General features: G+C 67.9%; 22 protein-coding genes. 11 read left to right on the forward strand and 11 right to left on the reverse strand.

Features of this window, described 5'->3' with window-relative positions:
* Positions 1-14: 14 nt before the first annotated feature.
* The 3 genes from AB0L57_RS02815 (at position 15) to AB0L57_RS02825 (ending at position 3,348) form a co-directional block, all read left to right on the forward strand.
* The gene (locus tag AB0L57_RS02815) at positions 15-992 is read left to right on the forward strand and encodes an alpha/beta hydrolase family protein (RefSeq protein ID WP_364956037.1); all 978 of its coding nucleotides are present in this window, start codon (positions 15-17) and stop codon (positions 990-992) included.
* A gap of 161 nt (positions 993-1,153) precedes the next feature.
* Entirely contained in the window at positions 1,154-1,471 is a 318-nt protein-coding gene (locus tag AB0L57_RS02820; protein ID WP_364956040.1) for a DUF2563 family protein, read from the forward strand.
* A 26-nt stretch (positions 1,472-1,497) separates the two neighbouring features.
* Positions 1,498-3,348 carry an alpha/beta hydrolase gene (locus AB0L57_RS02825; RefSeq protein WP_364956043.1) on the forward strand — a complete coding sequence of 617 codons (1,851 nt, stop codon included), beginning with the start codon at positions 1,498-1,500 and terminating at the stop codon, positions 3,346-3,348.
* Positions 3,349-3,373: 25 nt separating this feature from the next.
* Here the strand turns inward: AB0L57_RS02825 and AB0L57_RS02830 are convergent, their stop codons facing one another.
* The 5 genes from AB0L57_RS02830 to AB0L57_RS02850 form a co-directional block, all read right to left on the reverse strand.
* A complete protein-coding gene (locus tag AB0L57_RS02830; RefSeq protein ID WP_364956045.1) occupies positions 3,374-3,880 on the reverse strand; it encodes a hypothetical protein in 507 nt (168 codons plus the stop codon).
* Positions 3,877-4,500, reverse strand: a complete 624-nt coding sequence (locus tag AB0L57_RS02835; protein ID WP_364956048.1) for a TetR family transcriptional regulator — start codon at positions 4,498-4,500, stop codon at positions 3,877-3,879. Before AB0L57_RS02835 ends, AB0L57_RS02830 begins: the two co-directional genes overlap by 4 nt.
* A 141-nt stretch (positions 4,501-4,641) precedes the next feature.
* A complete protein-coding gene (locus AB0L57_RS02840) occupies positions 4,642-5,427 on the reverse strand; it encodes an enoyl-CoA hydratase-related protein (protein WP_364956051.1) in 786 nt (261 codons plus the stop codon).
* The gene (locus AB0L57_RS02845) at positions 5,428-6,699 is read right to left on the reverse strand and encodes an acetyl-CoA hydrolase/transferase C-terminal domain-containing protein (protein ID WP_364956054.1); all 1,272 of its coding nucleotides are present in this window, start codon (positions 6,697-6,699) and stop codon (positions 5,428-5,430) included.
* Complete coding sequence (locus AB0L57_RS02850) at positions 6,696-7,889, reverse strand: CoA transferase (RefSeq protein ID WP_364956058.1); 1,194 nt, start codon at positions 7,887-7,889, stop codon at positions 6,696-6,698. The genes AB0L57_RS02845 and AB0L57_RS02850 overlap by 4 nt, the downstream gene beginning before the upstream one ends.
* A 172-nt stretch (positions 7,890-8,061) precedes the next feature.
* Between AB0L57_RS02850 and AB0L57_RS02855 the strand changes: the two genes are divergently transcribed.
* Together AB0L57_RS02855 and AB0L57_RS02860 are read left to right on the forward strand one after the other, a co-directional pair.
* Positions 8,062-9,594 carry a class I adenylate-forming enzyme family protein gene (locus AB0L57_RS02855; protein ID WP_364956060.1) on the forward strand — a complete coding sequence of 511 codons (1,533 nt, stop codon included), beginning with the start codon at positions 8,062-8,064 and terminating at the stop codon, positions 9,592-9,594.
* Positions 9,591-10,367 (forward strand): SDR family oxidoreductase, encoded by a 777-nt coding sequence (locus AB0L57_RS02860; protein WP_364956063.1) that lies wholly within the window; start codon positions 9,591-9,593, stop codon positions 10,365-10,367. The genes AB0L57_RS02855 and AB0L57_RS02860 overlap by 4 nt, the downstream gene beginning before the upstream one ends.
* A gap of 51 nt (positions 10,368-10,418) precedes the next feature.
* Here the strand turns inward: AB0L57_RS02860 and AB0L57_RS02865 are convergent, their stop codons facing one another.
* The 5 genes from AB0L57_RS02865 to AB0L57_RS02885 are packed head-to-tail and all read right to left on the reverse strand — an operon-like array spanning position 10,419 to position 15,661.
* A complete protein-coding gene (locus AB0L57_RS02865) occupies positions 10,419-11,528 on the reverse strand; it encodes an acyl-CoA dehydrogenase family protein (protein ID WP_364956065.1) in 1,110 nt (369 codons plus the stop codon).
* Entirely contained in the window at positions 11,525-12,709 is a 1,185-nt protein-coding gene (locus tag AB0L57_RS02870; protein WP_364956068.1) for an acyl-CoA dehydrogenase family protein, read from the reverse strand. Before AB0L57_RS02870 ends, AB0L57_RS02865 begins: the two co-directional genes overlap by 4 nt.
* Before the next feature lie 3 nt (positions 12,710-12,712).
* The gene (locus tag AB0L57_RS02875) at positions 12,713-13,513 is read right to left on the reverse strand and encodes an enoyl-CoA hydratase-related protein (RefSeq protein ID WP_364956071.1); all 801 of its coding nucleotides are present in this window, start codon (positions 13,511-13,513) and stop codon (positions 12,713-12,715) included.
* Between the two features lie 34 nt (positions 13,514-13,547).
* Complete coding sequence (locus tag AB0L57_RS02880) at positions 13,548-14,510, reverse strand: acyl-CoA dehydrogenase family protein (RefSeq protein WP_364956074.1); 963 nt, start codon at positions 14,508-14,510, stop codon at positions 13,548-13,550.
* Positions 14,507-15,661 (reverse strand): acyl-CoA dehydrogenase family protein, encoded by a 1,155-nt coding sequence (locus AB0L57_RS02885; protein ID WP_364956077.1) that lies wholly within the window; start codon positions 15,659-15,661, stop codon positions 14,507-14,509. Before AB0L57_RS02885 ends, AB0L57_RS02880 begins: the two co-directional genes overlap by 4 nt.
* A 94-nt stretch (positions 15,662-15,755) precedes the next feature.
* On the opposite strand from AB0L57_RS02885, the gene AB0L57_RS02890 reads away from it, so the two are divergent.
* A complete protein-coding gene (locus AB0L57_RS02890) occupies positions 15,756-16,562 on the forward strand; it encodes an FCD domain-containing protein (RefSeq protein WP_364956081.1) in 807 nt (268 codons plus the stop codon).
* A 114-nt stretch (positions 16,563-16,676) separates the two neighbouring features.
* Complete coding sequence (locus tag AB0L57_RS02895; RefSeq protein ID WP_364956084.1) at positions 16,677-17,375, forward strand: DUF4389 domain-containing protein; 699 nt, start codon at positions 16,677-16,679, stop codon at positions 17,373-17,375.
* On the opposite strand, the gene AB0L57_RS02900 is transcribed toward AB0L57_RS02895, so the two are convergent.
* Complete coding sequence (locus AB0L57_RS02900; protein WP_364956087.1) at positions 17,376-18,719, reverse strand: MFS transporter; 1,344 nt, start codon at positions 18,717-18,719, stop codon at positions 17,376-17,378.
* Positions 18,720-18,940: 221 nt separating this feature from the next.
* Here AB0L57_RS02900 and AB0L57_RS02905 point away from each other — a divergent pair, with 221 nt between their 5' ends.
* The 4 genes from AB0L57_RS02905 to AB0L57_RS02920 are packed head-to-tail and all read left to right on the forward strand — an operon-like array spanning position 18,941 to position 24,698.
* On the forward strand, positions 18,941-20,587 hold the full coding sequence (locus AB0L57_RS02905; RefSeq protein WP_364956090.1) for an SMP-30/gluconolactonase/LRE family protein: 1,647 nt from the start codon (positions 18,941-18,943) through the stop codon (positions 20,585-20,587).
* 5 nt (positions 20,588-20,592) lie between these two features.
* Positions 20,593-21,441 (forward strand): SDR family NAD(P)-dependent oxidoreductase, encoded by an 849-nt coding sequence (locus AB0L57_RS02910; protein WP_364956092.1) that lies wholly within the window; start codon positions 20,593-20,595, stop codon positions 21,439-21,441.
* A 19-nt stretch (positions 21,442-21,460) separates the two neighbouring features.
* Positions 21,461-22,837: an aromatic ring-hydroxylating dioxygenase subunit alpha gene (locus tag AB0L57_RS02915; protein WP_364956095.1), complete on the forward strand. Its 1,377-nt coding sequence runs from the start codon at positions 21,461-21,463 to the stop codon at positions 22,835-22,837.
* A 34-nt stretch (positions 22,838-22,871) separates the two neighbouring features.
* Positions 22,872-24,698, forward strand: coding sequence for an NAD(P)/FAD-dependent oxidoreductase (locus tag AB0L57_RS02920; RefSeq protein ID WP_364956098.1), 1,827 nt, complete (start codon positions 22,872-22,874; stop codon positions 24,696-24,698).
* Positions 24,699-24,718: the final 20 nt, after the last annotated feature.

A 24,718-nucleotide genomic window follows, 5' to 3' on the forward strand; every position in this document is an offset into this window, starting at 1 on the left:
TATTGACGGCTGGGATGAGCGCCGCGGCCCCGCCGACGTCCGGTCCAGATCTGGGTCCATCTGGCGAGTACCACGCTCCTGCCCAGGGCGATGGTGTTGCTACCCGGCCGGCGATCGACGCGATCGAGCCGATCACCGACCGGTGGCTGCGGGTGTTCGTGCAGTCACCCGCGATGAACCGGATCGTGCAGGTACAGGTCATGCTTTCCGCCGATCGGGAGCGGCCGCGGCCGACTTTGTACCTGCTCGACGGGCGTGGTGCCCCGGAGCGTGAGAGCAGTTGGACCGAGCGCGGGCATGCGGTGGAGTTCTTCGCCGACAAGAGCGTCAACGTCGTGCTGGCCACCGGTGGACCGGCCAACCTCTATGCCGACTGGCAGCGCAGCGACCCCGTCCTGGGCACCAGCAAGTGGGAAACCTTCCTCACTCGCGAGTTGCCCCCACTGATCGATGCCCGCTTCGACGGCAACGGCCGCAGCGCCATCGAGGGGGTGTCGATGGGTGGCGAGGCCGCGATGATGCTCGCGGTCCGAAATCCGGGTCTATATCGGGCGGTGGCGGCCCACAGTGGTTGCTACACAGTCGCTTCCGGCGCCGGTCAGGCCCAGGCCCGAGCGATCGTGGAAACCTACGGCGGCAACGCGGACAACATGTTCGGGCCCCCGGGCGACCCGGACTGGCTCGCCCACGACGTCATGTCCCATGCCGAAGCGTTACGCGGGACCGCGATCTATCTGTCCAGTGGCAGCGGCCTCCCCGGCGAACACGACGTCACCGACCAGAACGACCTCACCGACACCGTGACCGTCGGCGGACCACTGGAAGCCGGCGCGTACGTCTGTACGGTGGCGCTCGTCGACCGGCTGTCGCGACTACAGATCCCCGCGACAGTGAACCTGCGCCCTACCGGCACCCACTCGTGGCCGTACTGGGCCGACGAGCTGACCCGATCCTGGCCGACCATTGCGCACGCACTTCACACCGACAACTGACACCGGTAGCCGGTACGGAGAACCTGTCCACGCCGCGCATGACGCGTCCAGGTGAACGAGAGATTCGAAAGAGACAAACCCTGTATGACGATCCCGCCGCCGTTGTGGTCGGCCGAGATCTGCACCAGCACTTGTGAGCTCGGAAATGTGAGGACATGCGAATGTACGCGGACATAGATCGGATCGCGCGTGGCAGCAACCATGCCTATGGCGCCACCGACCACCTTCATGAGGCGCACAATCATCTGCGGTCGGTCGAGGTGAGCGCGGGTATGTTCGGCCGGACCGAGGCCGCTGCGAATGCCGAGGCGCTCGCGTATCGAGCCCACGAGCGGCATAAACGCGCGCTCGACGAACATCATCGGAACCTGACGTGGATCGGCGAGAACACTGCCGGAGTCGCGACCACTCTCGGCGAGGCGGACCACGCCGGCAGGGATACCGTACGCCGCGGGGGCTCTGTCGATCGACCGGAATGAATGCGCCGAAACTGTCCGTTCTCCTGGTGTCCGAGCTGACGAAAAACGCCGGAGGCGATCCGTGGGAACTACAGGATCAGCTGCTGACGGGCAAGCCGGATCGGATCGCCACGATGGCCGAGGCATTTCATAGGAGCGGCTCGCACACCGGAAATGCGAACAGTGCATTCGACACGGCTCGAAAGCACTTCCAGGATGCGTACACCTCCGGTGCGCGATCCGATGTGATCGATGATTCAGCTGTCGTAAAAGATGCCAAGGCCAAATTGCATGGGTCAGCAGAAGCGCTCAGCAAGATCGGTGCCGGCCTGGAGGAGATCGCGGCATCTCTCGCCGTCGCACAGAACAAGACGCACCCTCCGATCGATGCCCTCAACCATGCGCTGACGGCCCTCGAGTCGGAGTACCTGAAGTTTCCGCACCCGGTGGGAAGGTTTTCGAACGAGGTCCCGAACGTGGCGCTGCTGCAAATGAAGAAGACTGCGACGGGTGCGGTGGCGGCGACGTATTGGCAGATAAAGGGCACCGTCGCCGATTACGAGAAGCTGCTCGACCGATGCATGAAAGAGCTCGAAAAGACCGGTTACCTCCCACCCGTGCAGCTCGAGGACGCCGCCTCGAACACCGATCCGAAGGCCGTGTACGAATGGTGGAAGTTGCTCACTCCGGCCGAACAAAAGATGCTCATCGCCGATCATCCCGATGTGATCGGGAATCTCAACGGAATACCGGTCGCCGATCGCAGCGCCGCAAATACAAAGCTGATGAACGCCGACATCAGTCGGGTCGAGACGGTAGCGAAAGCCAAAGGGGTGTCGGTCGATACGATTCGGAAAGACCCGGCGAAATACAACCTGACGGCTGACGACATGACCCGCTACCACAATGCGATCAACGTCCGAGCCGGTCTGAACGCCTATGCCGGCCGGAAGCACCCCGGTCAGTTCGGGCCGTATCTGCCGACCTATCTGTACGTGTACCAGCCCCTCGCGTTCGACGGAAAGGGCCGGGCCGCAATCGCCATCGGCGACCCGGACACCGCGCCCAACACCGCGGTCCTCGTTCCCGGCGCGAGCCAGAGCGTGCGCGCCAGCGACGCATCCGACACCGGCTGGTTCGCTGCGCAGAGTTCACAAGCGCAGAATCTGTACACCGAATCGAACAGAGCAGACCCGAGTCATCCGACCGCGGTCGTCGCCTGGATGGGCTACGACTCACCGACGAACGGGATCACCGCTGTGGTCAGCGGCGACCCCACCGCCGAACGCGCGGGCGGAGAACTCCTGGCACGCGACGTCGATGGGCTGTGGGCGACCCACCAGGGAGCATCGCATGTGACCACGGTGGGCTATTCCGCCGGGGCAATCGTCACCGCCGACGCCGCTGCCGCGAGTCACCTGCACACCAACGACATGGTGTTGCTCGGCCCCGTCAGCACCGACCAAGCACACCACGCGGCCGACTACCACCTCGACCACGGCCACGTATATGTCGGCGAGGCATCCAACGACCTCAACGCGCACGGCGGCCACGCCATTCTGAACGCGCACAGCCACTTGACCGGACAGGGTGGTGATGCCGATCCCACCGACCCCGACTACGGCGCGACCCGCATCAAGGCCGAAACACCACCGAGCTACTCCTCGCCGCTCTACTACAGCGGGCAAGCCCATTTGCACTATTTCACCCCGGGAAGCGAATCACTCTACGCCACAACCGATATCACATCCGGACACGCCGACCGACTCGCCGACGACGACATGCTGGCCACTCCCGACAAGGAGGTTCCGGCCCCCGGCCGAGCCGGATGGGAGGGCCTGAAAACAGTCGAGGAAGGCGAGACGACCGACGGCGTCACAGACGATCACTACCACTGAACCGGTCGATCGACGCCACCACGGACTACCCCGCCACCGGTACCAGGTCCACCGGAGGTGCCCACACCGGAGCTCCGCTGCGGAAGGTCTCGAGCGGAGCCACCGTGGGCACCACGATCCCCGCGGCAGCCAGTGCCTGCTTCTTGAAAGCCCGTGCGGCGACACTCAATCGGTGTTGCACGGTGTCGACGCGGCAGTCCAGCTCGCTGGGACAGTGCTCGCCCAGCAGGGTGACCTCCGACCCGCCGCGGTCCAGCGTCTCGAGGACACCGCAGCGGATCCGGTCGTCGGACTCGAACAGTTCCCCGGCCAGTGCCACCGCGTCCGGATGCAGTTCGTGGGCGGGCGAGGACAGCGAATCTTCCAGATCGAGCACGATCGCACCGAGGATGTCCAGCGCTCGGGAGTGCGTCGGGTCGGCGACGATGACGGTGACTTCCCAGCCCGCCATTCCGCGGTCGAACAACCAGCCGCCGGCGCAGCGGACCACTTCGGTCACCGTCGGCGCCACCACACCCAGCCGGTACTTCAACGGACGTCGTTGCGCGTCAGCTCGCGTTCGAGTGACAGAGCGTACTCCTGGAACACCTTGGTCAGTGGAATCGAGGGATCGAGCAGCCATGACGTTTCCATTCCATTGAGAAAAGCGACAATCTCCACAGCCTTGACGGCAGGGTCAACATCGGCGCTGTAGCGCCCGCAGCGCTGTCCGCGCCGGATACTCTCGGCCACCTGCTCGGTGGCGGCCCGATACCGGCCCAGCAGCCGATCGTGCAGGGGCGCATCGGGTTCGAGGTTCTCGATCAGCAGCACGGCGTACATGCCGATCAGATCGGGTGAGCGCCGGAACCGGTCGGCAACGCCGGCGATCTGCTCGACCAGATCGCCCGTCCGATCGGCGTGCATCTCGTCATCGGTGTCGCGGGCCTCGAGTACCGCGTGCAGCAGTTGATCCTTCGATTCGAAGTGGTGCAACAGCCCGGCGGGCGTTACTCCGGCTTCCCGTGCGATCTGCGCGAGGGTCGTCGACCGCCATCCGTTGCGGGCGAGCATGCGCTGCGCCACCGCGAGGATGCGGAGTTTGCGCTCCTCGCCCTTGGCGAGCAGCGTGTCATAGGCCCGAACATTTGCTGGCCGTCGCTGACCGGACACCGAACTCCTTTGGTCGAAGCAACCTACTGAACACACAGTAGGTCGTTTAGTCGGCATGTGACAAGGGTCTCATTTGTGCCAACTTTTGCCCCACATCACATTTCGGCAGGTGGACGCATAACTGGGCGGAACAGGCATCGGTCAACACCCCTTCCACACCGGCGGCCGGTGTGCGGCGAAGGCTGCCGGACCCTCCTGCGCGTCCTCACTGTTGTAGCACCACTCGCTGGCGGCACGCGCCGCCCGCAGTGCCGCCGATCGGCCCATCTCGGTGGCGAGCATAACCGTCTCACGCGCGGCGCGCACCGAAAGTGGTGCGCCACTGAGTATTTCGTGAGCCAGTTCGATCGCGACAGGAAGCAGGCGATCAGGTTCGGCCAGCCGGTTCACCAGCCCGATCTCATAGGCGCGGTGCGCATCGATCGGGGCGCCGGTGAGCAACAGCTCCATCATGATCCGCTGCGGGATCATATGGATCAGCGGCGCCGCCCAGGGCGAACTGCGACCGACCTTCACCTCGCTGATGGCGAAGCGCGCGGTGGTGGTCGCTACACACAGATCACAGGCCTGCGCGATCATCCAGCCGCCCGCGTACGCCGCTCCGTTCACCGCGGCGATGGTCGGTTTCGACAATTCGATGGTGTCGTAGGGCAGTGCGTACATGTCCCGGGGCGGCACCCGCATACCGGTGGCTACCATCTCGGCGAGATCGCCACCCGCGCAGAACGCCTTGTCTCCCGTGCCGGTGAGGATCGCGATCCGCAGTGCCGCATCGTGTTCGAAGCGGTCCCACGCCGCGGTCAGGCCCGCGCGAACGTCCGCATCGAGGCAGTTGCGCCGGTCCGGGCGATTGAGGGTGATGACGGCGATACCGTCGTCGCGAGCATCGAACAGCACCGCATCGGCGGCGTCCGGTAGGCCGGGCATTCAGAAACCTCGCTTCATGATCTGGGCGGCGGCCTGTTCCAGGTCGGCGCGGAAGTCGGGATGGGCGATCTCGGTGAGCCGGCGGGCGCGCTCCGCGAGGGTGCGCCCGGCCAGTTCGGCCGCACCGTATTCGGTGACGACGATGTCGACCTCACTGCGCGCCGTGGTGACCGGGCCCGCTAGGGCCGCGCTGATCCGGCTCACGGTGCCGCCCTTGGCGGTGGCCGGCAGGGCGATGATGGCGTGCCCGCCCCGCGAGCGGGCTCCGGCGCGTACGAAATCGACCTGGCCGCCGGTGCCACCCAGATAGGACGACCCGTGCTGTTCGGCGTTCACCTGACCGGTGAGGTCGATCTGCATCGCGGAGTTGATCGTGATCAGATCGTCGATTCTCGCCAGGACCGCCGGGTCGTGCGTGTAGGTCGCCGGGCACAACCGGATCGCGGGATTTCGGTCGGCGAAATCGTAGAGGCGGCGGCTGCCGATGAGCGCGCCGGTGACCGACACGCCGGTGTCGATTCGCTTGCGCGCGTTGGTGACCGCGCCGGAGGCGACCAGATCCACCAGGCCGTCGCCGATCATGCCCGAGTGCACGCCCAGATCCCTGCGGTCGGTGAGCGCGCGCAACAGTGCGTCGGGGACCGCGCCGATGCCGGTCTGCAACACCGCACCGTCACCGATGTAGGCGGCCGCGTGCGCGGCGATCGCCTCGTCGACCGGGCCGATCCGGGCGGGGGCGACGGTCACCGGTGGGCGCGACACCCGCACCGCGTAGTCGATCTCGCTGCCCGCGATCGACGCACCGGGTACCCGCGGTACCTGATCGTTGATCTCGGCCACCACGACCCGCGCGGTGCGCACCGCGGCGGCGACGTGATCGGCGATCAGTCCGAGACTGTGGTCACCGTCGCGATCGGCAGGGGCGACCTGGATCACCGCACAGTCACAGGGCAGGGCACCGGACTCGATCATGGGTCCGACCTGCCCGACATGGCAGCTGATCACGTCGAGGGCGTGCGCGGCGGTCAGCGACCGCAACGCGCCGATCGCACCCATACTGCGCATGCGCAGGCCCGCGGTGGATTCGGGAGTGAACACACCGGAGAAACTGGTGGCGACGAAGGCGCTCAGTGCACCGATCTGCGCGGCCTGTGCCAGCAGCGTCTCGACCAGGGTGGTGGGTTCGCCGCAGGCCTGCCCGATCACCAGATGGTCACCGGGACGCAGGATTTCGCTCCAGTCCAGTGCCGCTGGATCGCGCACGATCGTCATGCTGTCGCTCCGCCCGCGTCGGCGCGCGCCAGACCCGGCAGATCGCCCAGGACCGTGTCGGTGTGCGCACCCAGCCGCGGCGCGGGACCGGCCACATGTCCGGGCGTGCGCGAGAACCAGGCCGGTGGTCCGGGGAACCGCACCGGGCCGTTCGGGGTCTCGACCGTTTCGAAGAATCCGACCGCCGCGAGATGTTCGTTGTCGAACAGATCGGCCAGGGTGTTCACCGGGGCCGCCGGAATGTCGAGCGAGCCCAGCAGTGCCAGCCACTGCGCTGTCGTGCGTTCCCGGAACGTCTCGGCGAGCAGCGCGTAGACCTCGTCGATCCGGGCCGCACGCTGGGCCAGCGTCGCGAATTCCGTGGTGGCCCAGGCGGGCTGGACCGCCGCGACGAAGGCGTTCCACTGTTTGTCGTTGTAGACCAGTGCGGCCAGATACCCGTCGGCGGTGCGGTAGGGCTTGCGATCGGGTGTCAGGGCGCGCGGATAGCCCGGCGGCGCCGGCGCGGGATCGAACAATGCTCCGGCCGCGTGTTCGACCAGCATGAATGCCGCCATGGTCTCGAACATCGCGACCTCGACCTCCTGGCCCTCGCCGGTGCGTTCGCGGTGGAACAGGGCCATCATGGTGGCGTAGAGCGCGGTCAGCCCGGCGATCTTGTCGGCCATGATCGTGCCGACGTAGCCGGTGTGCCCGGTCAGCCGCTGTTGCACGTACGGCAGCCCGCATTCGGCCTGCACGGTGTCGTCGTAGGCGGTGCGATCGGCATCGGGACCGCGACGGCCGTAACCGTAGCAATTGGTGTAGACGATGGCCGGATTGAGTGCGGCGACCGATTCGTAGTCGAACCCCAGTGCCGTGATCGCCCGCCCGCGCATCGAGTGGATGAACACGTCACCGGTGCCGATCAGTTCGCGCAGTGCAGCGGCTCCGGCGTCGCTGCGCAGATCCAGCACGACACTGCGCTTCCCGCGATTGACGTTGACGAACACCCCGCCCATTCCGGGTTCGGGCCCGGCGGAGATGTAGCGGGTGTTGTCACCGGCGGGCGGCTCGATCTTGATCACCTCCGCGCCCATGTCCGCCATGATCTGCGTGCAGTACGGACCCATGACCATCGCGGTCAGATCGATGACCCGCACACCCGACAGCGGCCCCGCGGCCCGAGTGGAGATATTCGGCGGCTGCATGCTCGCGGGCCTCCCTGGTTCGGTATTTCGCACCGGCGAATTCGGCGCGCACCACGACAGGGACCACGCCGATGGGACCCCACCCGGCCATCCGGCTGAGCGAACGGTCCTCGGGGGCAACGCCTTCAGGCTATCTGATGAATCTTTACAAGGATAGTGATATCAAGGTTCGGTGGGCACTGTAAACAGCGGCGGGCGGACTCCCGCATCGATCGCGACGATCCTGGACCCGATGTTGTCCGCACGGCCGGAGGCGACGGCGATCGAGGCCGCGTCCGGCGCGTGGAGCTACCGTGAGCTCGACGAGCAGGCCGGACGCGCGGCCGGGGCCCTGTGGAGCCTCGGGGTGCGGCCGGGCGATCGGGTCGCCGCCTGCCTGCCCAACGACCTCGCGATCGTGGCGGCCTTCCACGGTGCACAACGCATCGGCGCGATCTGGGCCGGAATCGGCGAGGCGGCGAGCGCGGGTGAACAACAGTCGCTGTGCGATCTGGTGGAACCGTCGGTGGTGCTGGCGGGCCCGCGATTCCGGGCCACGGCGAGCGCCGCGGTGGACCCGGACCGGTGGGCCGATGCGCTCGCCGGCGCCGAACCGGCACCTCGCGTCGACATCGATCCGGACGCGCCCGCGGGTATCGGCTTCACCAGCGGCACCTCGGGACATCCCAAGGCCGTGGTGCACTCGCAGCGCGGCATGCTGCTGCCCGGCGCGGTGACGGTGGCCACCCGGGGCTGGGGCCCCGAGCTACGCCGCGGTGACAGCTTCGCGATGACCATCCTCAACATGATGATCCTGTCCACCCTCACCACCGCCCAAGCCGGCGGGTGCGCGGTGATCATGGATCGCCGCGACGCCGCCGGTGTCGCGGAATGGATTGCCGCGCACCGGGTCACGGTCTGGAACGGTGCGCCCGCCCAGATCTACGATCTGGCCCGGCGCACCGACGATCTCGGTTCGCTACAGGAGGTGTGGAGCGGTGGCAGCGACACCCTCGACGCCGTGCGGACCGCCTTCGCCGATGCTCACGACGTCGTTCCGCGCGTCACCTACGGCCTCACCGAGGCACCGACCGTCGTCTCGATCGATCCCCCCGGTGCGCAGTGGCGCAGCGCGACCAGCGGGCAGGTTCAACCACATCTCGATGTCGCGGCCCATGACGACTCGGGCCGCCGCCTGCCACCCGGTGAACCCGGCGAATTGCGCTTGGCGCCCGCCACGTCCGGACCGTGGGCCCACCGCTGGGCTCCGGCGCTGGGGCACTGGGACGACGGGCGGGTCCGCCCGATCGACACCGCCGCATTGCCCACCGGCGACATCGGAACCGTCGAGGACGGCTGGCTGCGCGTGATCGACCGCAAGAAGCTGGTGATCATCCGTGGCGGGGCCAACGTCTACCCGCTCGAGGTCGAGCGGGTGATCGCCGCCCATCCCGAGGTGGCCGCGGTCGGAGTCTGCGCCGTCCCCGACGAGCGCCTGGGTCAGCGGGTCGCCGCGGTCGTCGAGAGTACCGGTCCCGCTTTGGATTTCGCCGCGCTCACCGAACTGTGCCGGCGCGAGCTCGCCGGATACAAGGTGCCCGAATCCTGGACCCAGGTCGAGACGCTGCCGGTCAACGCGATGGGCAAACTGCAACGCACCGGACTGGCCGATCTCGTCGGACGGGATCCGGCGACGACCACCCGGGCCGAAAGGAACGACGCGTGAGCGAGCACCAGCTGTCCGGCACCGAACTGTTCGATCTCACAGGGCGGGTCGCCATCGTGACGGGCGCGTCCTCCGGCCTCGGCGCCGCCGTAGCGCGCAGCCTCGCCGCCCTCGGCGCGCACGTCGCCGTGGTGGCCCGGCGGGCCGACCGACTGGCCGAATTGGCCCAGGAGATAGGCGGTTTCGCGGTCGCGGGAGATCTGTCGGAGCTGGACCGGATCGGTGCGGTCGTCGATGCGGCCGCCACCGAGCTGGGACCACCGCAGATCCTGGTCAACGCGGCGGGCAGCATGTTCACCGAGGAGCGCGCCGAATCCGAACCACTGCCGGCGATCCGCTCGACCCTGGAGCTGAACCTCGCGGCCCCGCTGTTGCTGTCGCAGGCGATGTTCGAGCACATGCGCGCGGCCGGGCGCGGCAGCATCGTCAACATCTCCTCGATCAGCGGACGAGTCGGCGTCCCCGGCATCCCACAGGCGTCGTATGCGGCCAGCAAGGCTGGATTGTCCGGGCTCACCGCCGAATTGGCCGTGCAGTGGGCGCGGCATTCGATCCGGGTGAACACCGTGGCGCCGGGCTTCTTCCGCAGCGAGATCACCGCGCCGCTGTACGACAACGAGCGGTCCCTGGAGTACCTGCGCCGCAATACCCCGCTCCCCCGGCACGGCACCCCGGAAGACGTCGTCGGCGCCGTCGCGTGGCTCGCGGGCGACGCGGCGGCCTATGTCACCGGCCAGACCATCGTGGTCGACGGTGGGTGGACGGCTCGCTGACGGCCACGCTCGCACCGCACGACCGCACTGCGACCACCACCGAGCACCGCGTCAGGGCGTGAAGTGCGGGTCCCGGTAGCGGGCAGCGAGCCGCGCGCGGTGCTCGGACGGTGATCCGTACAGCGATCGGTTCAGGGTCGCACGTTCCAGGTAACGGTGGATGCCGCTCTCCCACGTGTAGCCCATTCCTCCGTGCAGCTGAACGGCTTTGCCGGCGATGTCGACCGCGGCTGCGCAGGTGTAGGACTTGGCCCGCGCGGCGGCGATCCAGGCGTCCGGGTCGTCGCGGACCTCGGCGGTCGTCGCGGCCCCGACCAGTTGCGTGCCGATTCGCAGACTCACCAGCATGTCGGCGCAGGCGTGCTTGACGGCCTGGAACGAGCCGACCGGCCGGCCGAACTGCTCGCGGGTGCGAACGTGCTCGACAGTGGCCGCGAGTGCCCCCTCGGCCAGGCCGAGACTGTCGATCGCGGTCACGACCGTCTGCCGGCGCACCGCCGCGGTCAGCGCATCGGGTCCCTCGGTACCCCACCGCCACACCGCCTCGTCGTCGACGACCGCCGTGCGCGCGGACAGGGTGCCGAATTCACGTGTGGTGTCCAGGCACGGTTGCGCGGTGACCGATATTCCGGGGCCGGTCGGCCGGGTCGTCACCAGGACGGTGGTCCCGTCGGTGTCGCGCGCCGGCAGCAGCACGGTGGTCGCCCCGGCGACATCGGCGGCGAATTCCGTTGCGCCCGTGACGGTTGTCCCGGCACGGCCGCGCGAGATCGTGAACGGCGGATCGGCCGGCCCGGTGCTCCCGCTCAGCGCCAGCACCGGAACGGCCGCGCCGGCGGCGGTCTCGCGAAGCAGCGCGTCCCGCGCAGCGGACGGCTCGGCCCGGGCCAGCGCGGCCACCGCGACCGCGACCGACGCGTACGGGCTGCGGGTCAAGGCCCGGCCCATCTCCCGCAGCACCACCGCCACCTCGGCGAAAGTGACTCCGGCACCGTCGAATTCGTCGTCGATCTCGAGTCCCGGCCAGTCCGCGGCAACGATCGCCGGCCAGTCCTGCGCGGTGCCCGCGGCGGTCGTGGTGAGGATGTCCCGCGCGACGGTGCGCAACTCCTCGTGCAGCTCGGTGAATTCGCCCACCGGCCGCGACAGCTGCCCCGTCATCGCGGCACCACCGGTTCCCGCGGCAGGCCCAGTCCGCGTTCGGCGATGATGGTGCGCTGGATCTCGCTGGTGCCGCCGGGAATCGTCCATTCCCAGGACCCGAGGAAGTCGAGCATCCACGCTCCCGATTCCCAGCCGCTGGACCGCGGTGTGCGGATCACCGCGTGGGTACTCGTCCCGGCGATCTCGGTCCCGAAGTCCATGAGCCGCTGTAGTAGTTCGCTGTAGTACAACTTCACGATCGACGCGTCGGCGGGCCCGGGCGTCTCGGCGGCCACCAGTTCGGCGCACAACCCGCGCAAGGCGGTCAGCTCGGTCTCGAGCCGGGCGAGCCGATCGCACACCACCGGATCGTCGGATGCGCTTCCGCCGCCGGGCCGGGGCGCGGCGCACAGCCGCACCAGCCGCCCGAATCCGCCGTGCGCCAGTCGCTCGGCCAGTTCCAGCATCGTCATCCCGCGTTCGGCCCCCAGTGTCTGCTGCGCGACCTGCCAGCCCTGGTTCTCCGGCCCGATCATGTTCGCGGCCGGGATCTCGACGTCGTCGAGGAAGATCTCGCAGAAATGCCACTCCCCGGTCGCCTGCTGGATCGGCCGCACCTCGACACCGGGTGAGCGCATATCCATCAGGAAGTACGAAATACCGTGCCGCTTGGGCGCATCCGGATCGGTCCGGGCCAGCAGCAGGCACCAGTCGGCGAAGGTGGCACCGCTGGCCCACAGTTTGCGGCCGTTGACCACATAGGTGTCACCGCGACGCCGCGCCGAGGTAGTCAACGCCGCCAGATCGGATCCGGCGCCCGGCTCGGAGAAGCCCTGACACCAGATCTCCCCGTCCGCGATCGCGGGCAGATGCCGCTGTCGTTGTTCGGCGGTACCCGCGGCGAGCAGCGTGGCCGCGGCGTGATGGATCGATACGAAGGCCAGGACCAGGCGTGGCGCGTCGTGTGCGGCCAGTTCCGAATACAGCACCGCCTGCTGTTCGACCGGCATTCCGCCGCCCCACTGCGAGGGCCAGTGCGGCACCGCGAATCCGGCCGCGCGCAACCGCTGGAACCACGCCTGCTGGAAGGACACGAAATCGGCATCGGTGGCACCGGTCTGCGCGGCCCGCCAGTCGGGCGGAATGTTCGCCGCGCACCAGTCACGCACCCGGGCCCGGAATTCGGCCGGCGATTCCATCGATCACCTCCCCGCCCGTGCGCGCAGTGCCAGCAGTCGCTCGCGGTGCTCCGGGGAACACATGGTGACCGACTCGGCGGCGAAACCCGCCTGCATCGCCCCACTCAACGCCTGCGACAAGTACATGTTCGCCACCCGTTTGGTGGCACGAAGCGCGGGCGCGGGCTGTGCGGCCAGCCGCTGCGCCAGCCGCATGGCATCCTCGGCGAGTTCGTCCGGTTCCGATATCGAGGTGGCCAGGCCCAGATCCACCGCGGTGGGCGCGTCGATGCGATCCCCGGTGTAGAGGTAGATCCGGGATCGCAGCAGCGGGGTGAGCAACGGCCAGAACGCCGCGCCTCCGTCCCCGGCGACCAGGCCCACACTCACATGCGGATCGGCCAGATACGCGGTACGCGACATCAGTACGACATCCGACAGCACCGCGACACTGGCTCCGAGTCCCATCGCGGGACCGTTCACCGCCGCGATCACCGGCAGCGGAAACCGCAACATCTCCTCGATGATCTGCGCGCCCTCACGCAGACTCTCCGCACGCGCCACCGGATCGTCGAGGAACGACGTGATCCAATCCAGATCGCCCCCCGCGCTGAACGCCCGCCCGGCACCGGTCACGACGACCACCTTCGCGGCGGTGTCGGCGGCCAGCTGCCGCCAGACATTCGCCAGCGCCCAGTGCAGCGGTGCGTTCACGGCGTTCAGTTCCGCGGGGCGATCGATGGTCACCGTCCGGACCGGGCCGGTAGCCGTCACGGTCAGCACATCGGGCAGGTCGTAGTTCGAATGGTCGTCCGTCACAGGCATGTACCGCCATTTCGCATTGCACGCAGCTGTGCATTCACTGCCGACTCGCAGCCGCTGCGTCCCGATCGGTGTCGAACAGCCCGCTCAGCCCTCGCGTTCCGAGCTGCCGGGTCAGCCGGTCACGGGTGCCCGAACTCGCCCACGGCAACCGGCGCAACGGCAGGCTGTAGCGCGACAACCACGACAACGTCGATTCGTCGCAGAATCCGACCGCACCGTGCAACTGGTGGGCGACCCGGAAGACGATCTCCGCGGCGTCGAGTGCGGCCGTCCGCGCGGCCAGCGCATCCGCGAGGGCCTCGGCCCCACCGCAGCGCACACTCCACAGCGCGTACTTGGCCAGGACGTCGACGCCGTTGCGTTCCACCTCGGCGTCGGCGAGCTGGAACTGCACGCTCTGGAATTTCGCGAGCGGCTGTCCGAACTGGGTGCGCAGCAGCACATGCGCGCGGGTGAGCTCGATCGCGCGGTCGAGCATGCCCAGCAGCGTCCAGCACCCCAGCGTCAGGGCCAGTGCCGCGTCCGCGCCGCCGGCCTCGTCCACGACGGTCAGTTCGAGCGGCACCACGAACGCCGATGTCCGCGGCGGCACACCGTCGGGCAGCGGCCGCGCGGTGAACCGTGTGCCCTCCGTGGTGACCGCGGCCCAGCGCAGGCCGAGATCCGCGACCGCGGCGCGCGGCCCCGATTCGGTCACCACCAGCAGACCGTCCACGTCGAGATCGACGGGACGGGCCAATCGCTCGGCGACCGGATACGGCAGGCCCCAGTAGCCCGCACTGCGGCACAGCGCACCCGCGGCCTCGAGATCGTCCTCGTCGCGACGCGGATCCAGCTCCCACGCGCCCAGTTCCGCGAGCACCGGAGCGACCGCATCGGCGCGGCGCGCGGGTCCGGTCTCGGCGTCGGCCAGCAGCCGGTCCCCACCGGCCGTCTCGAAGGCCCGGATCGCCTCGCGGCCGTAATCGGCCGCCTCCTTGCTCAATTCGATGTTCATGATGCCGCCAGCATGGCTCGGGACAACAACAGTCGCTGCATTTCGATACTTCCGGAGGCGATGGTCGCGGCCTGTGAATACCGCCAGTGGTCGGCCACCGCACGCCGGAACCAGCTCTCCCGCTCGCTGGCCGGCGCGGCGGGCAGCTGGTCGGCGATCTCGGTGAGCACTTCGGCACTGTCCTGATCCAGCCGCGTGACCGCGATCCGATAGGCCGCGGCATCACCGGGCGCCACCCGGTCCTCGGCCTGCATCGCGACCACGCGGTAGGCCAGCAGCCGGGCCCGCCGGCAGTGCACCAGCATGCGGGCCCAGCGATCGCGCAGTTCGGCGGGCAGCTCGTCCCAGCGGTGCCCCAGTACCTCGGGCGCGGCGCGCAACAGTCGCTCGCAGCGCGCGTAGCGGGCGATGCCCACCCGTTCAAAGGCCAGCACCTCCTGCACGATCTTCCAGCCCTCACCGACCGTGCCGAGCACATCCGCGGCGGTGACGCGCAGATCGTCGAAGAAGACCTCGTTGAGGTGATGCGGACCCATCATCGCCCGGATGGGGCGTACCTGGATCCCCGGCGCCGACATCGGCACCAGGAAGATGGTCAGGCCCTGCTGCTTGCGCTCACCGGTATCGGTGCGCGCCAACAGGAAACACCACTGTGCCATGGTGGCGTAGGAGGTCCAGATCTTCTGCCCGCTGACCAGCCAGCCGGCGCCGTCGCGGCGGGCGGTGGTGCGCAGCGAGGCCAGATCCGAACCGGCCTCGGGTTCGCTGAAACCCTGGCACCAGATCACCTCACCGCGCGCGATGGGCGGCAGATGGGTGCGCTGCTGTTCCGGTGTGCCGTGGCGCATGATCGTCGGCCCGACCCAGTTGACACCCATGTACTGGGCGCCGCGGGGTTCATGATGGGCCCACATCTCCTCGCGGACCACCGTCTGCTCCCACACCGAACCACCGCGGCCGCCGAATTCGGTCGGCCACGCGGCGCACAGCAGCCCGCGCTCGGCGAGCAGACCACAGAAGCGCTGTGCGATCTCCAGATCCGCCGGATCATCGGTGAAGGCACCGAGGAAGTCCATGGGGACATGTTCGGTCACCAAGTGCCGCAACTCATCTCGGAGTTCGGTAGCGGCCTCCCCCATCGTGAAGTCCATCATCCGACGGTACTTCAATCCTCATAAGGATAGCAATATTTGAATGGTCAGGAACTGCTGGTTAGAATTCCCCGATGACAACAAGGCAGCCCGCGTGACGACCCCCCGGCGCGGGCGGATCCCGCAGCGCCGCATCGCCGAAACCGTCGCCTCCGAGCTGCGTACCCGCATCCTGTCCGGCGACGACGACTACCGCCTGCCCACCCAGGACCAGCTGGTCAAGGAATTCGGCGTGAGTTACCCGTCGATCCGGGAATCGCTGCGCATCCTCGAGACCGAGGGACTGGTCACCGTGCGGCGCGGCAATGTCGGCGGCGCCGAAGTGCACCGGCCCGACGAATCCTCGGCCGCCTACCATCTGGGCCTGGCCCTGCAGGGCGCCCGGGTCACCCTCGGCGACCTGGCGGGCGCGCTGCAGATGCTCGAACCCCTCTGCGCCGCCGAATGCGCGCGCCGACCCGATCGCGCCGAGGTGGTCGTGCCCGCACTCGAGGCGAATATCGCGGCCTGTGAGAGCGTGGTGGGCGACGGCGTGGAATTCACCCGCACCGCACGCGAATTCCACGATCTGGTGGTCGCCTTCACCCCCAACGCGACGGTGCGGTGCGTGGTGTCGAGCCTGGTCACGCTCTGGTCGGCGCAGGAACAGGCCTGGGCCGAGACGCTGACCCGGCGCGGCGAGTACCCCTCCACGCCCCAGGCCCATGATGCCGCACGGGTCCACGCCAGCCTGGTCACCGCGATCGCCGACGGCGACGACGCCGAGGCCGAACGGCTGGCGCGGTCACACCTGCGCGCCACCCAGTCGGTGGTACTCGAGCGCTACGACTCCGGGATGGTCAACGCCTCCTCGGACATGGCCCGCCAAGCCATCGCCGCGGGGCCGCGCCTGCGCTTGTAGCGACCCGGTCACGCTGCGTGTCGACCCGAATTGCCCGGCCATGTCGCGCGGATGCGAAACAATTGTCATCTTCCGGCGCGGCATCGCGGCCGCGTCCTCCGAAAGGAGAGTGACATGCATCCGCAGGCAACGTCGTATCCGGTCCATGTGCGCGGCGATCTGGATCCCGCACTGTCGCGCTGGCAGTGGATCGTCAAGTGGCTGTTGGCCATTCCGCACTACATCGTGCTGTTCTTCCTGCACATCGCGTATTCGGTGGTGACCGTCATCGCGTTCTTCGCGATTCTGATCACCGGCCGCTACCCCCGCGGCCTGTTCGATTTCAATGTCGGCGTCCTGCGCTGGTCGTGGCGGGTGCGTTTCTACGCGCTGTCCGCACTGGGCACCGATCGGTATCCGCCGTTCAGCCTGCGTCCCGACGAGAGTTATCCCGCCGATCTCGACGTCGAGTACCCCGAGCGGCTGCACCGCGGCCTGGTCCTGATCAAGTGGTGGCTGCTGGCGATCCCGCAGTATCTGATCGTGTGGGCGTTCGTCGGCAGTGCCCGCTACTGGGGCGAAGACGACGACGGGATGGTGATGGTATGGATTCCGCTGCTGGGCATCCTCGTCCTCATCGCCGCCATCGCACTGCTGTTCTCCGGGCGCTATCCGGCGGGCCTGTTCGCCTTCGTCCTCGGCGTGAACCGGTGGATCCTGCGGGTGCGCGCCTACGCCTCGCTGATGCGTGACGAGTATCCGCCGTTCCGGCTGGACCAGGGCCCGCGCGATCCCGGAACCGGCACGCGCCCGGCCGAATCCGGCGAGCTCTGATCAGTCTCCCGCCGGTTCCGGCAGCGGCCGCGCGGCCGCTGCCGGAAGCGCCGCGGGATCGACCTCCCGTACCGGGCGCAACGCGTGCCGCGGTGGCCGTGCCGCCACGGCCAGCACCACCGATCCGGCGAGCAGTCCGGTCACCAGATGCACCGGGATCTCGTAGGAGTGCGTGGCATCGACGATGCGCCCGGTCAGATACGGGCCGAGCCCGCCCATCGTGCCCGCCACCAGCTGCCCCGCCCCGAAGGCCCGCGGGAAGTTGCGCGCCCCGTAATACCGGCCGAGGGCGACCGCGACCGTCGGCACCAGCATGCCGTAGCCCGCACCGAACAGGATCGAGTAGACGTACAGCGGCGGGCTCGACCGCGCGGCGGCGAAGATCACCGACCCGGTCGTCATCGCCGTCGTCGACGCGATCAGCACGTAGTACGGACTGATCCGATCGTTGAAGCGCGACAACAGGATTCCGGAGCAGGCCGCCACCCCCGCCGCGATCCCCAGCGCGCCCGAGGACACCCGCTCACCCACGCCCACACTGCGCAGATACAGCACCTGATACGCGGCATAGGTTCCCAGCGACCAGGCCTCGATCCCGAAGACCACGAACAACATCCAGAACACCGGACTGCGCAGAATACGACGCACGGGCTGTTGCACGGTGCCGATGGCATCGGTTTCGCCGTCGGCCGGGATCTCCCGGCCGGTGACCCCGTCCACCCATTGCCCGGCCGCACGCGGATCGTCACGCAGCCACAGCGCGGGCACCGCCAGAAGCGCGATGATCACCGCCAGCGCGAACATCGCATGCCGCCAGCCCAACTCACGGACCAGCAGCCCCATCAGGGGCGCGAAGATCAGGCCGCCGAATCCGGCGCCGGAGTTGACGAATCCCATCACCACCGCGCGCCGGCCGAGAAACCACTTCTGCACCAGCGTGGCGGCAGGGGTGTAGCCCATGAAGGAGTCGGCCACCGTCAGCGCGATACCGAACACGATCATGAATTCGACCGGATTGCGCACCAGACCGGTCAGTGCGGTGCACACGGCCGTGGTCACCCCGCCGATCAGCACGATCGGCCGCACCCCGAACCTGGACACCAACCACCCTGTCAAGGGGCCCATCCCGGCTGACAGCAGGCCACGCACCAGCAGTGCCGCCGACACCACGCCCAGACTCCACCCGACGTCGGGCACCATCGCCGCCAGCAACGGGCCGACCACGAAATAGACCGCGCCGACGGCGGTTCCGTATTGCAGGAAAGCGATCGCACCCTGCCGGTATCCGGCGAAGGTGATCAGATCGGAGAAGCGGAAGCGGGGAGTCGCGACGACGACGGGCACGATGAGCCTCCTCCCCCGCGGGCGACGTCGCCGCAGGTGATGATCAGTGGCTCGCGCATGCTACGTCAATCCTATCAATGATAACAACACTTGAATGATAGCTAAGTGAGAACTACGCTCTCCACTTACGAGAAGGTGCGATACATCACCATCGTCCCGCGCGGGACGAGGTGATGCCGCCCGTTCGGCGAATTTCGCCTCGCCGGCGAATTTCCCGGGCAATGCCGACCGATTCCGAACGAACCGTTCCCGAGCAGTACGGAGGCTTCGCGGTGACTCCACCCGCGCGCTACATCACCACCACCGCAGCAGACGTGGCCGACGGGTGGGCCCTGCGACGGGTCACCTCGCCCAGCCGGCTGTTCGGCGCCAACGGCATTCGCACCGGCACCGACGGTCGCATCTACATCGCCCAGGTCGCCGGCAGCCAGATCAGCGCCCTCGATCCGGAAACCGGCGATCTGGAGACGATCAGCGCGATGGGCAGCGAGGTGGTCGCGCCCGACGACATCGCCTTCGCACCCGACGGCGACCTGTACATCACCGAGTACTACGACGGGCGAATCAGTGTCCGCGGCGCCGACGGCGCGACCCGGGTGCTGCGCGACGACATTCCCGGCGCCAACGGCATCACCTTCCATCAGGGCCGGTTGTTCGTCGACGAATGCCGCCCGGGTGGGCGGCTGATGGAACTCGACCTCGCCGGCGGAGCGCCCCGGATCCTGCTCGACAACCTGCCGATGCCCAATGCGCTCGAGGTAGGACCGGACGGCAAGTTGTACTACCCGCTGCTGGGCAGCAACGAGATCTGGCGCATCGATCCCGAGGGCGGCGAACCCGAACGCGTCGCGGCCGATCTCGGTGGCCCGGACGCGGTGAAATTCGACGCGGCGGGCCATATCGTGTCCACCCAGGTCGCCACGGGCGAGGTGCTGCGGATCGATCCGCGCAACGGAGAACGCACCGTGCTCGCCACCATCGGTCCCGGCCTGGACAATCTGACCTTCGTCGACGGGCGCCTGTTCGTCTCCGGCTTCACCGGCAGCATCACCGAGATCCTCGGCGGCGGCGAGACGCGCACCGCACTGGCCGACGGTCTGACCTGGCCGCTGGATCTGACCGTGGGCGCCGACGGCACCCTCTACATCGCCGACGGCACGTTCCTGCTCGCCGTGCCACCGGGCGGGGAGATACGCACCGCCGGAATGCTTTTCAGCCCGGGATATCCGGGATACATTCGCGGCATCACCGCGGTGGGCGACGGCGAGTTCATCGTGACCGGCAACGGATCGGTGGCCCGCTATCGCCCCGACGCCGCCGAGAGCGAAGTGCTGTTCGACGGACTCGATCAGGTCTACGGTGTCGCCGTCTCGGCGCGCGGCACCATCGCGGTCGCCGATCTGGGCACGGGCTCCGTACACGCGGTGCGCTCGGGCGGATCGGAGGTCTTGGCCCGAGGCCTGCACGATCCGATGGGAGTGGCGTTCACCGCGAACGGCACCTGCCTGGTCGCCGAGGCCGGCGCCGGCCGAGTGGTCGCGGTGGACGGTTCCGCCGTCGACACCGTGGTCGACGGCCTGGGGCGCCCGCACGGACTCGCGGTCCACGACGACCTGCTCTACGTCGTGGATGTGCAAGCCCGGACGCTGATCGAGATCGATCCGAAAACCGGTGCGCGGCAAGTGATCGCGAAACATCTGCCGGTGGGCGCACCGGCCGGGGTCACACCGAAACCGCTCAAGGGCCTGCTGCCGTTCTCCGGCCCGCAGGGACCGTTCACCGGTCTCGCCGCCGGACCGGACGGAACGCTGTATCTGTCCGGCGATGCCGAGGGCAGTGTGCTCGCCATCCGGCGCGAGGAGCGGTGAGCGGCATGAGTATCGACGACTTCTTCGGACTGGACGGACGCGTCGTCATCGTCTCGGGCGCCAGCGGCGGCGGTATCGGCACCGCGGTCGCCCGGCGCATCGCCGAGGCCGGCGCGCACGTGATCGCCGTGGGCCGGTCCGCCGAGAAACTCGATATCGACATCGCACCCCTTGCCGCACAAGGGCTCGAGATCACGCCGGTGGCCGCCGACGCGTCCACCGACGACGGGATCGCGACCGTCCTCGAACACGCGCGCCGCGCCGATGGGCAGCTCTACGGGCTGGTCAATATCGCCGGCGGGGCGGCACCGGCGACCTGGATGCCCGCCACCCGCGTGACCCGCGCCGACTGGCGGGCACTGCTGGAATGGAACCTCGAGACGATGTTCTTCTTCAGCCAGGCGGTGGCCGCGGAGCTCAAGTCCACGGGCCGGCCGGGCTCGATCGTGTCGCTGTCGTCGATCAGCGGCATGAACGCCGCACCGTTCCACATCGCCTACGGCACCGCGAAAGCCGCCCTCGTCGCCGCGACCCGGACCATGGCCGCCGAACTCGCCCTCGACGGAATCCGGGTCAACGCGGTGGCGCCCGGTGTCACCGCCACTCCGGCCTCGGGCACCTACGTCGGCGCCGATCCCGAACGCGACCGGCGCGCCATCGCGATGGGCCGGCGCGCCCGGCCCGACGAACAGGCCGGGCCGATCCTGTTCCTGCTGTCCGAACTGTCCAGCTACATCACCGGGCAGACGGTGCTGGTGGACGGCGGCCTGAACCTCAAATGGACCCATCTGGGCGCGGACAACACCTCGCTGTTCCTCGAGGACGACGGGTTCCGCGCCGCCATCACCCGCTGAGACGCCGTCAGGAGAAATCATGACCGATATCGCCGACAGCAGCACCGAAACGGCTGCGGCGCAACCACTGTCGACGCCGAAGACGATCGGCGTCGAGGCCTACATCAGTCCCGAATACGCCCGCGCCGAGGGCGACAAACTCTGGGCGAAGGTCTGGCAGCAGGTATGCCGGGTGGAGGAACTACCGCGCGTCGGCGATTTCCTGACCTACGAGATCGCCGCCGATTCGATCCTCGTGGTCCGCACCGCTGCCGATACCCTGCGCGCCCATCACAACGTCTGTGCCCATCGTGGCCGCCGCCTGGTCGACACCCCGCCCGGCGCCCACGACGCGCACGGTCAGCGCAAGCAGTTCGTCTGCGGCTTCCACGGCTGGCGCTACGACCTGCAGGGCCGCAACACCTTCGTCCCCGAACGTGGCGACTGGCCCTGCGGGCTCACCGAGCGCAACGACGGACTACCGGCGGTGCGTATCGACACCTGGGGCGGCTGGGTCTGGATCAACCTCGACCCCGACTGCGTCCCACTGCGCGACTATCTGGAACCCGCGGCGTCGCTGCTGGATCCGTTCCAGCTCGAGAACATGCGCTACCGGTGGCGGCGCTGGCTGACCTTCGACTGCAACTGGAAGGTCGCCTTCGAGGCGTTCATGGAGACCTATCACGTGCCCTACACCCATCCGGAGTTCATGAACTTCGGCGATTTCCTCGGGTGGGGCCGCGCGCAGGGACTGCACAGCAACATCGGGTACGACGCGCCGAAGGGTATGGAGGAGAACCAGGGCAAACTACGGATCGGCGCCGGGCCCGACGCGCGGATATCGACCGCGCAGCTGCAGAACTTCACCTGGGAGAACGCCAACACCAACACCACCGAGACGATGGTCGAGGTGGCGAATCGGCTGGCCGGCGAACTACCCGCCGACACCCCGCCCGGTCAGGTGATGCGGTACTGGCTCGACACCTGCCGCTCCGAGGACGCCGAGCGCGGGGTGATCTGGCCGACGGTGGATCCGAAGGTCGTCGCCGAGGCGGGCACCGCCTGGCAGATTTTCCCCAACTTCCAGATCGGGCACGCACTCAACAACATGCTGTGCTACCGATTCCGGCCCTACGGCCACGACCCGGACAAGTGCATCTTCGAGGCAGCGGTCTTCGAATTGTTCCCGCCCGGCGAGGAACCGGAGACCGAATGGATCTACACGCCGGTCGGCGATCCCGGATGGCGCACCGTGCTGCCGCAGGATTTCGACAATATGGCGGCGGTGCAGCAGGGCATGAAATCGCGGGGATTCTCCGGACCGAAGCCGAATCCGTATCGCGAGCGCACCATCGTCAACCTGCACCACAATCTCGCGTCCTATATGGGCACCGGCGAACCCACCGATCTGGCTTGATCCGAATTTCTTTCAGTCACGAGGACTTTCCGACATGAAACCCTGCTCCCCGACCCAGACCCCCGAGGTCGACAAAGAGGCGCTGCGGCGCAAGTACCTCGCCGAGCGCGACAAGCGCCTGCGCCCGGAAGGCCAGCAGCAATATCTCGAGGCCGACAACGAATTCGCCGACTTCTACGAGGCCGATCCACATCGTCCGGTCACTCCCCGCGAGCCGCTCGACACCGACATCGAGGTGGCGGTCCTGGGCGGCGGATTCGCCGGCCTGATCACCGCGCACCGGTTGCAGCAGGCCGGCGTCTCCGATTTCCGGATCATCGAGCTGGGCGGCGATTTCGGCGGTGTCTGGTATTGGAACCGCTATCCCGGCATCCAGATCGACTCGGACGCCTACTGCTATCTGCCGTTGCTCGAGGAGACCGGCTTCATGCCGAAGGAGAAGTTCTCCCACGGTGACGAGTGCTACGAGCACGCACAGCGGATCGGCAAGCACTTCGGCTTCTACGACAAGGCGCTCTTCCACACCCTCGTGCGATCGCTGGAGTGGGACGAGGACATCGAGCGGTGGCGGCTGACCACCAATCGCGGCGACGACATCCGCGCCCGCCATCTGGTGATGTGCCAGGGCCCCTACAATCGGCCGAAACTCCCCGGCATTCCCGGAATCACCGATTTCAAGGGCCACACCTTCCACACCGCGCGCTGGGACTACGACTACACCGGCGGCAATCTGCACGGCGGCCTGGATCGCATCGCGGACAAGAGAATCGCCGTCATCGGCACCGGAGCCAGTGGTGTACAAGCCATTCCACACCTGGCCCGGGGCGCCGAACATGTGACGGTCTTCCAGCGGACGCCTTCCTACATCTTCGAGCGCGACAACCACCCGACCGATCCGGAATGGGTGAAAACCCTGCGGCCGGGCTGGCGGGCCGAACGGCAGCGCAATTTCCACAATGCCGCCTACGCCTTCTACTCCCCCGGCGAGCCGGATCTGATCTGCGACGGCTGGACCGAGGTGGCCCGCAATCTCGCCGCCAAACTCGACGAGACCAACGGCTGGGCGGCACTGGCGGATCCGGCGAAATTCCTCGAGCTCAGGGAGATCGAGGATTACCGGGCGATGCAGCGGCTGCGCGATCGCGTCGCCGATATCGTCTCCGATACCGAGACCGCGGAGAAACTCAAGCCCTACTACCGCAATCTCTGTAAACGCCCGGTGTTCAACGACGACTATCTGCCGACGTTCAATCGCGACAATGTCACCCTCGTCGACGTCTCCGAGACCAAGGGCGTGGAACGCATCACCGAGAAGGGGATCATCGCCCACGGTGTCGAATACGAGGTCGACTGCATCGTGTTCGCGAGCGGTTTCGAGATCACCACCTCACTGGAACGGCAGTTCGATATCGAGCCGTTCGCCGGGCGTGGCGGCGAATCCCTCTACGAGCACTGGGGCAAGGGCTTCCGGACACTGCACGGCATCATGGCGCACGGATTCCCGAATCATTTCGCCACCGGATTCGTACAGGGCGGGGTCACCGCGGCCACCACGCTGATGTACGAGCAGCAGGCCGATCACATCGCCTACATCATCGCCCAGGCACAGCGGCGCGGCGCGACCCGGGTGGAGCCCACCGCGGAGGCCGAAGAGGGCTGGGTGCAGATCATCCGGGCGCACTCGATCGACAACAGCACCTTCACCACCGAATGCACGCCCGGCTATTACAACAGCGAGGGCGAGCCCAATGGCCGCTCGTTCCTGGGAGACCCGTTCTGGGGTGGCTTCTACGTGCTCGAGGAACTGCTGCAGGCGTGGCGCGACGCCGGCGATCTGGAGGGTTTGACGCTCAACACGTGAGTGCCGTCCGGAAAGTCTTA

The sequence above is a fragment of the Nocardia sp. NPDC052254 genome, assembly GCF_040679495.1.
GTDB lineage: Bacteria > Actinomycetota > Actinomycetes > Mycobacteriales > Mycobacteriaceae > Nocardia.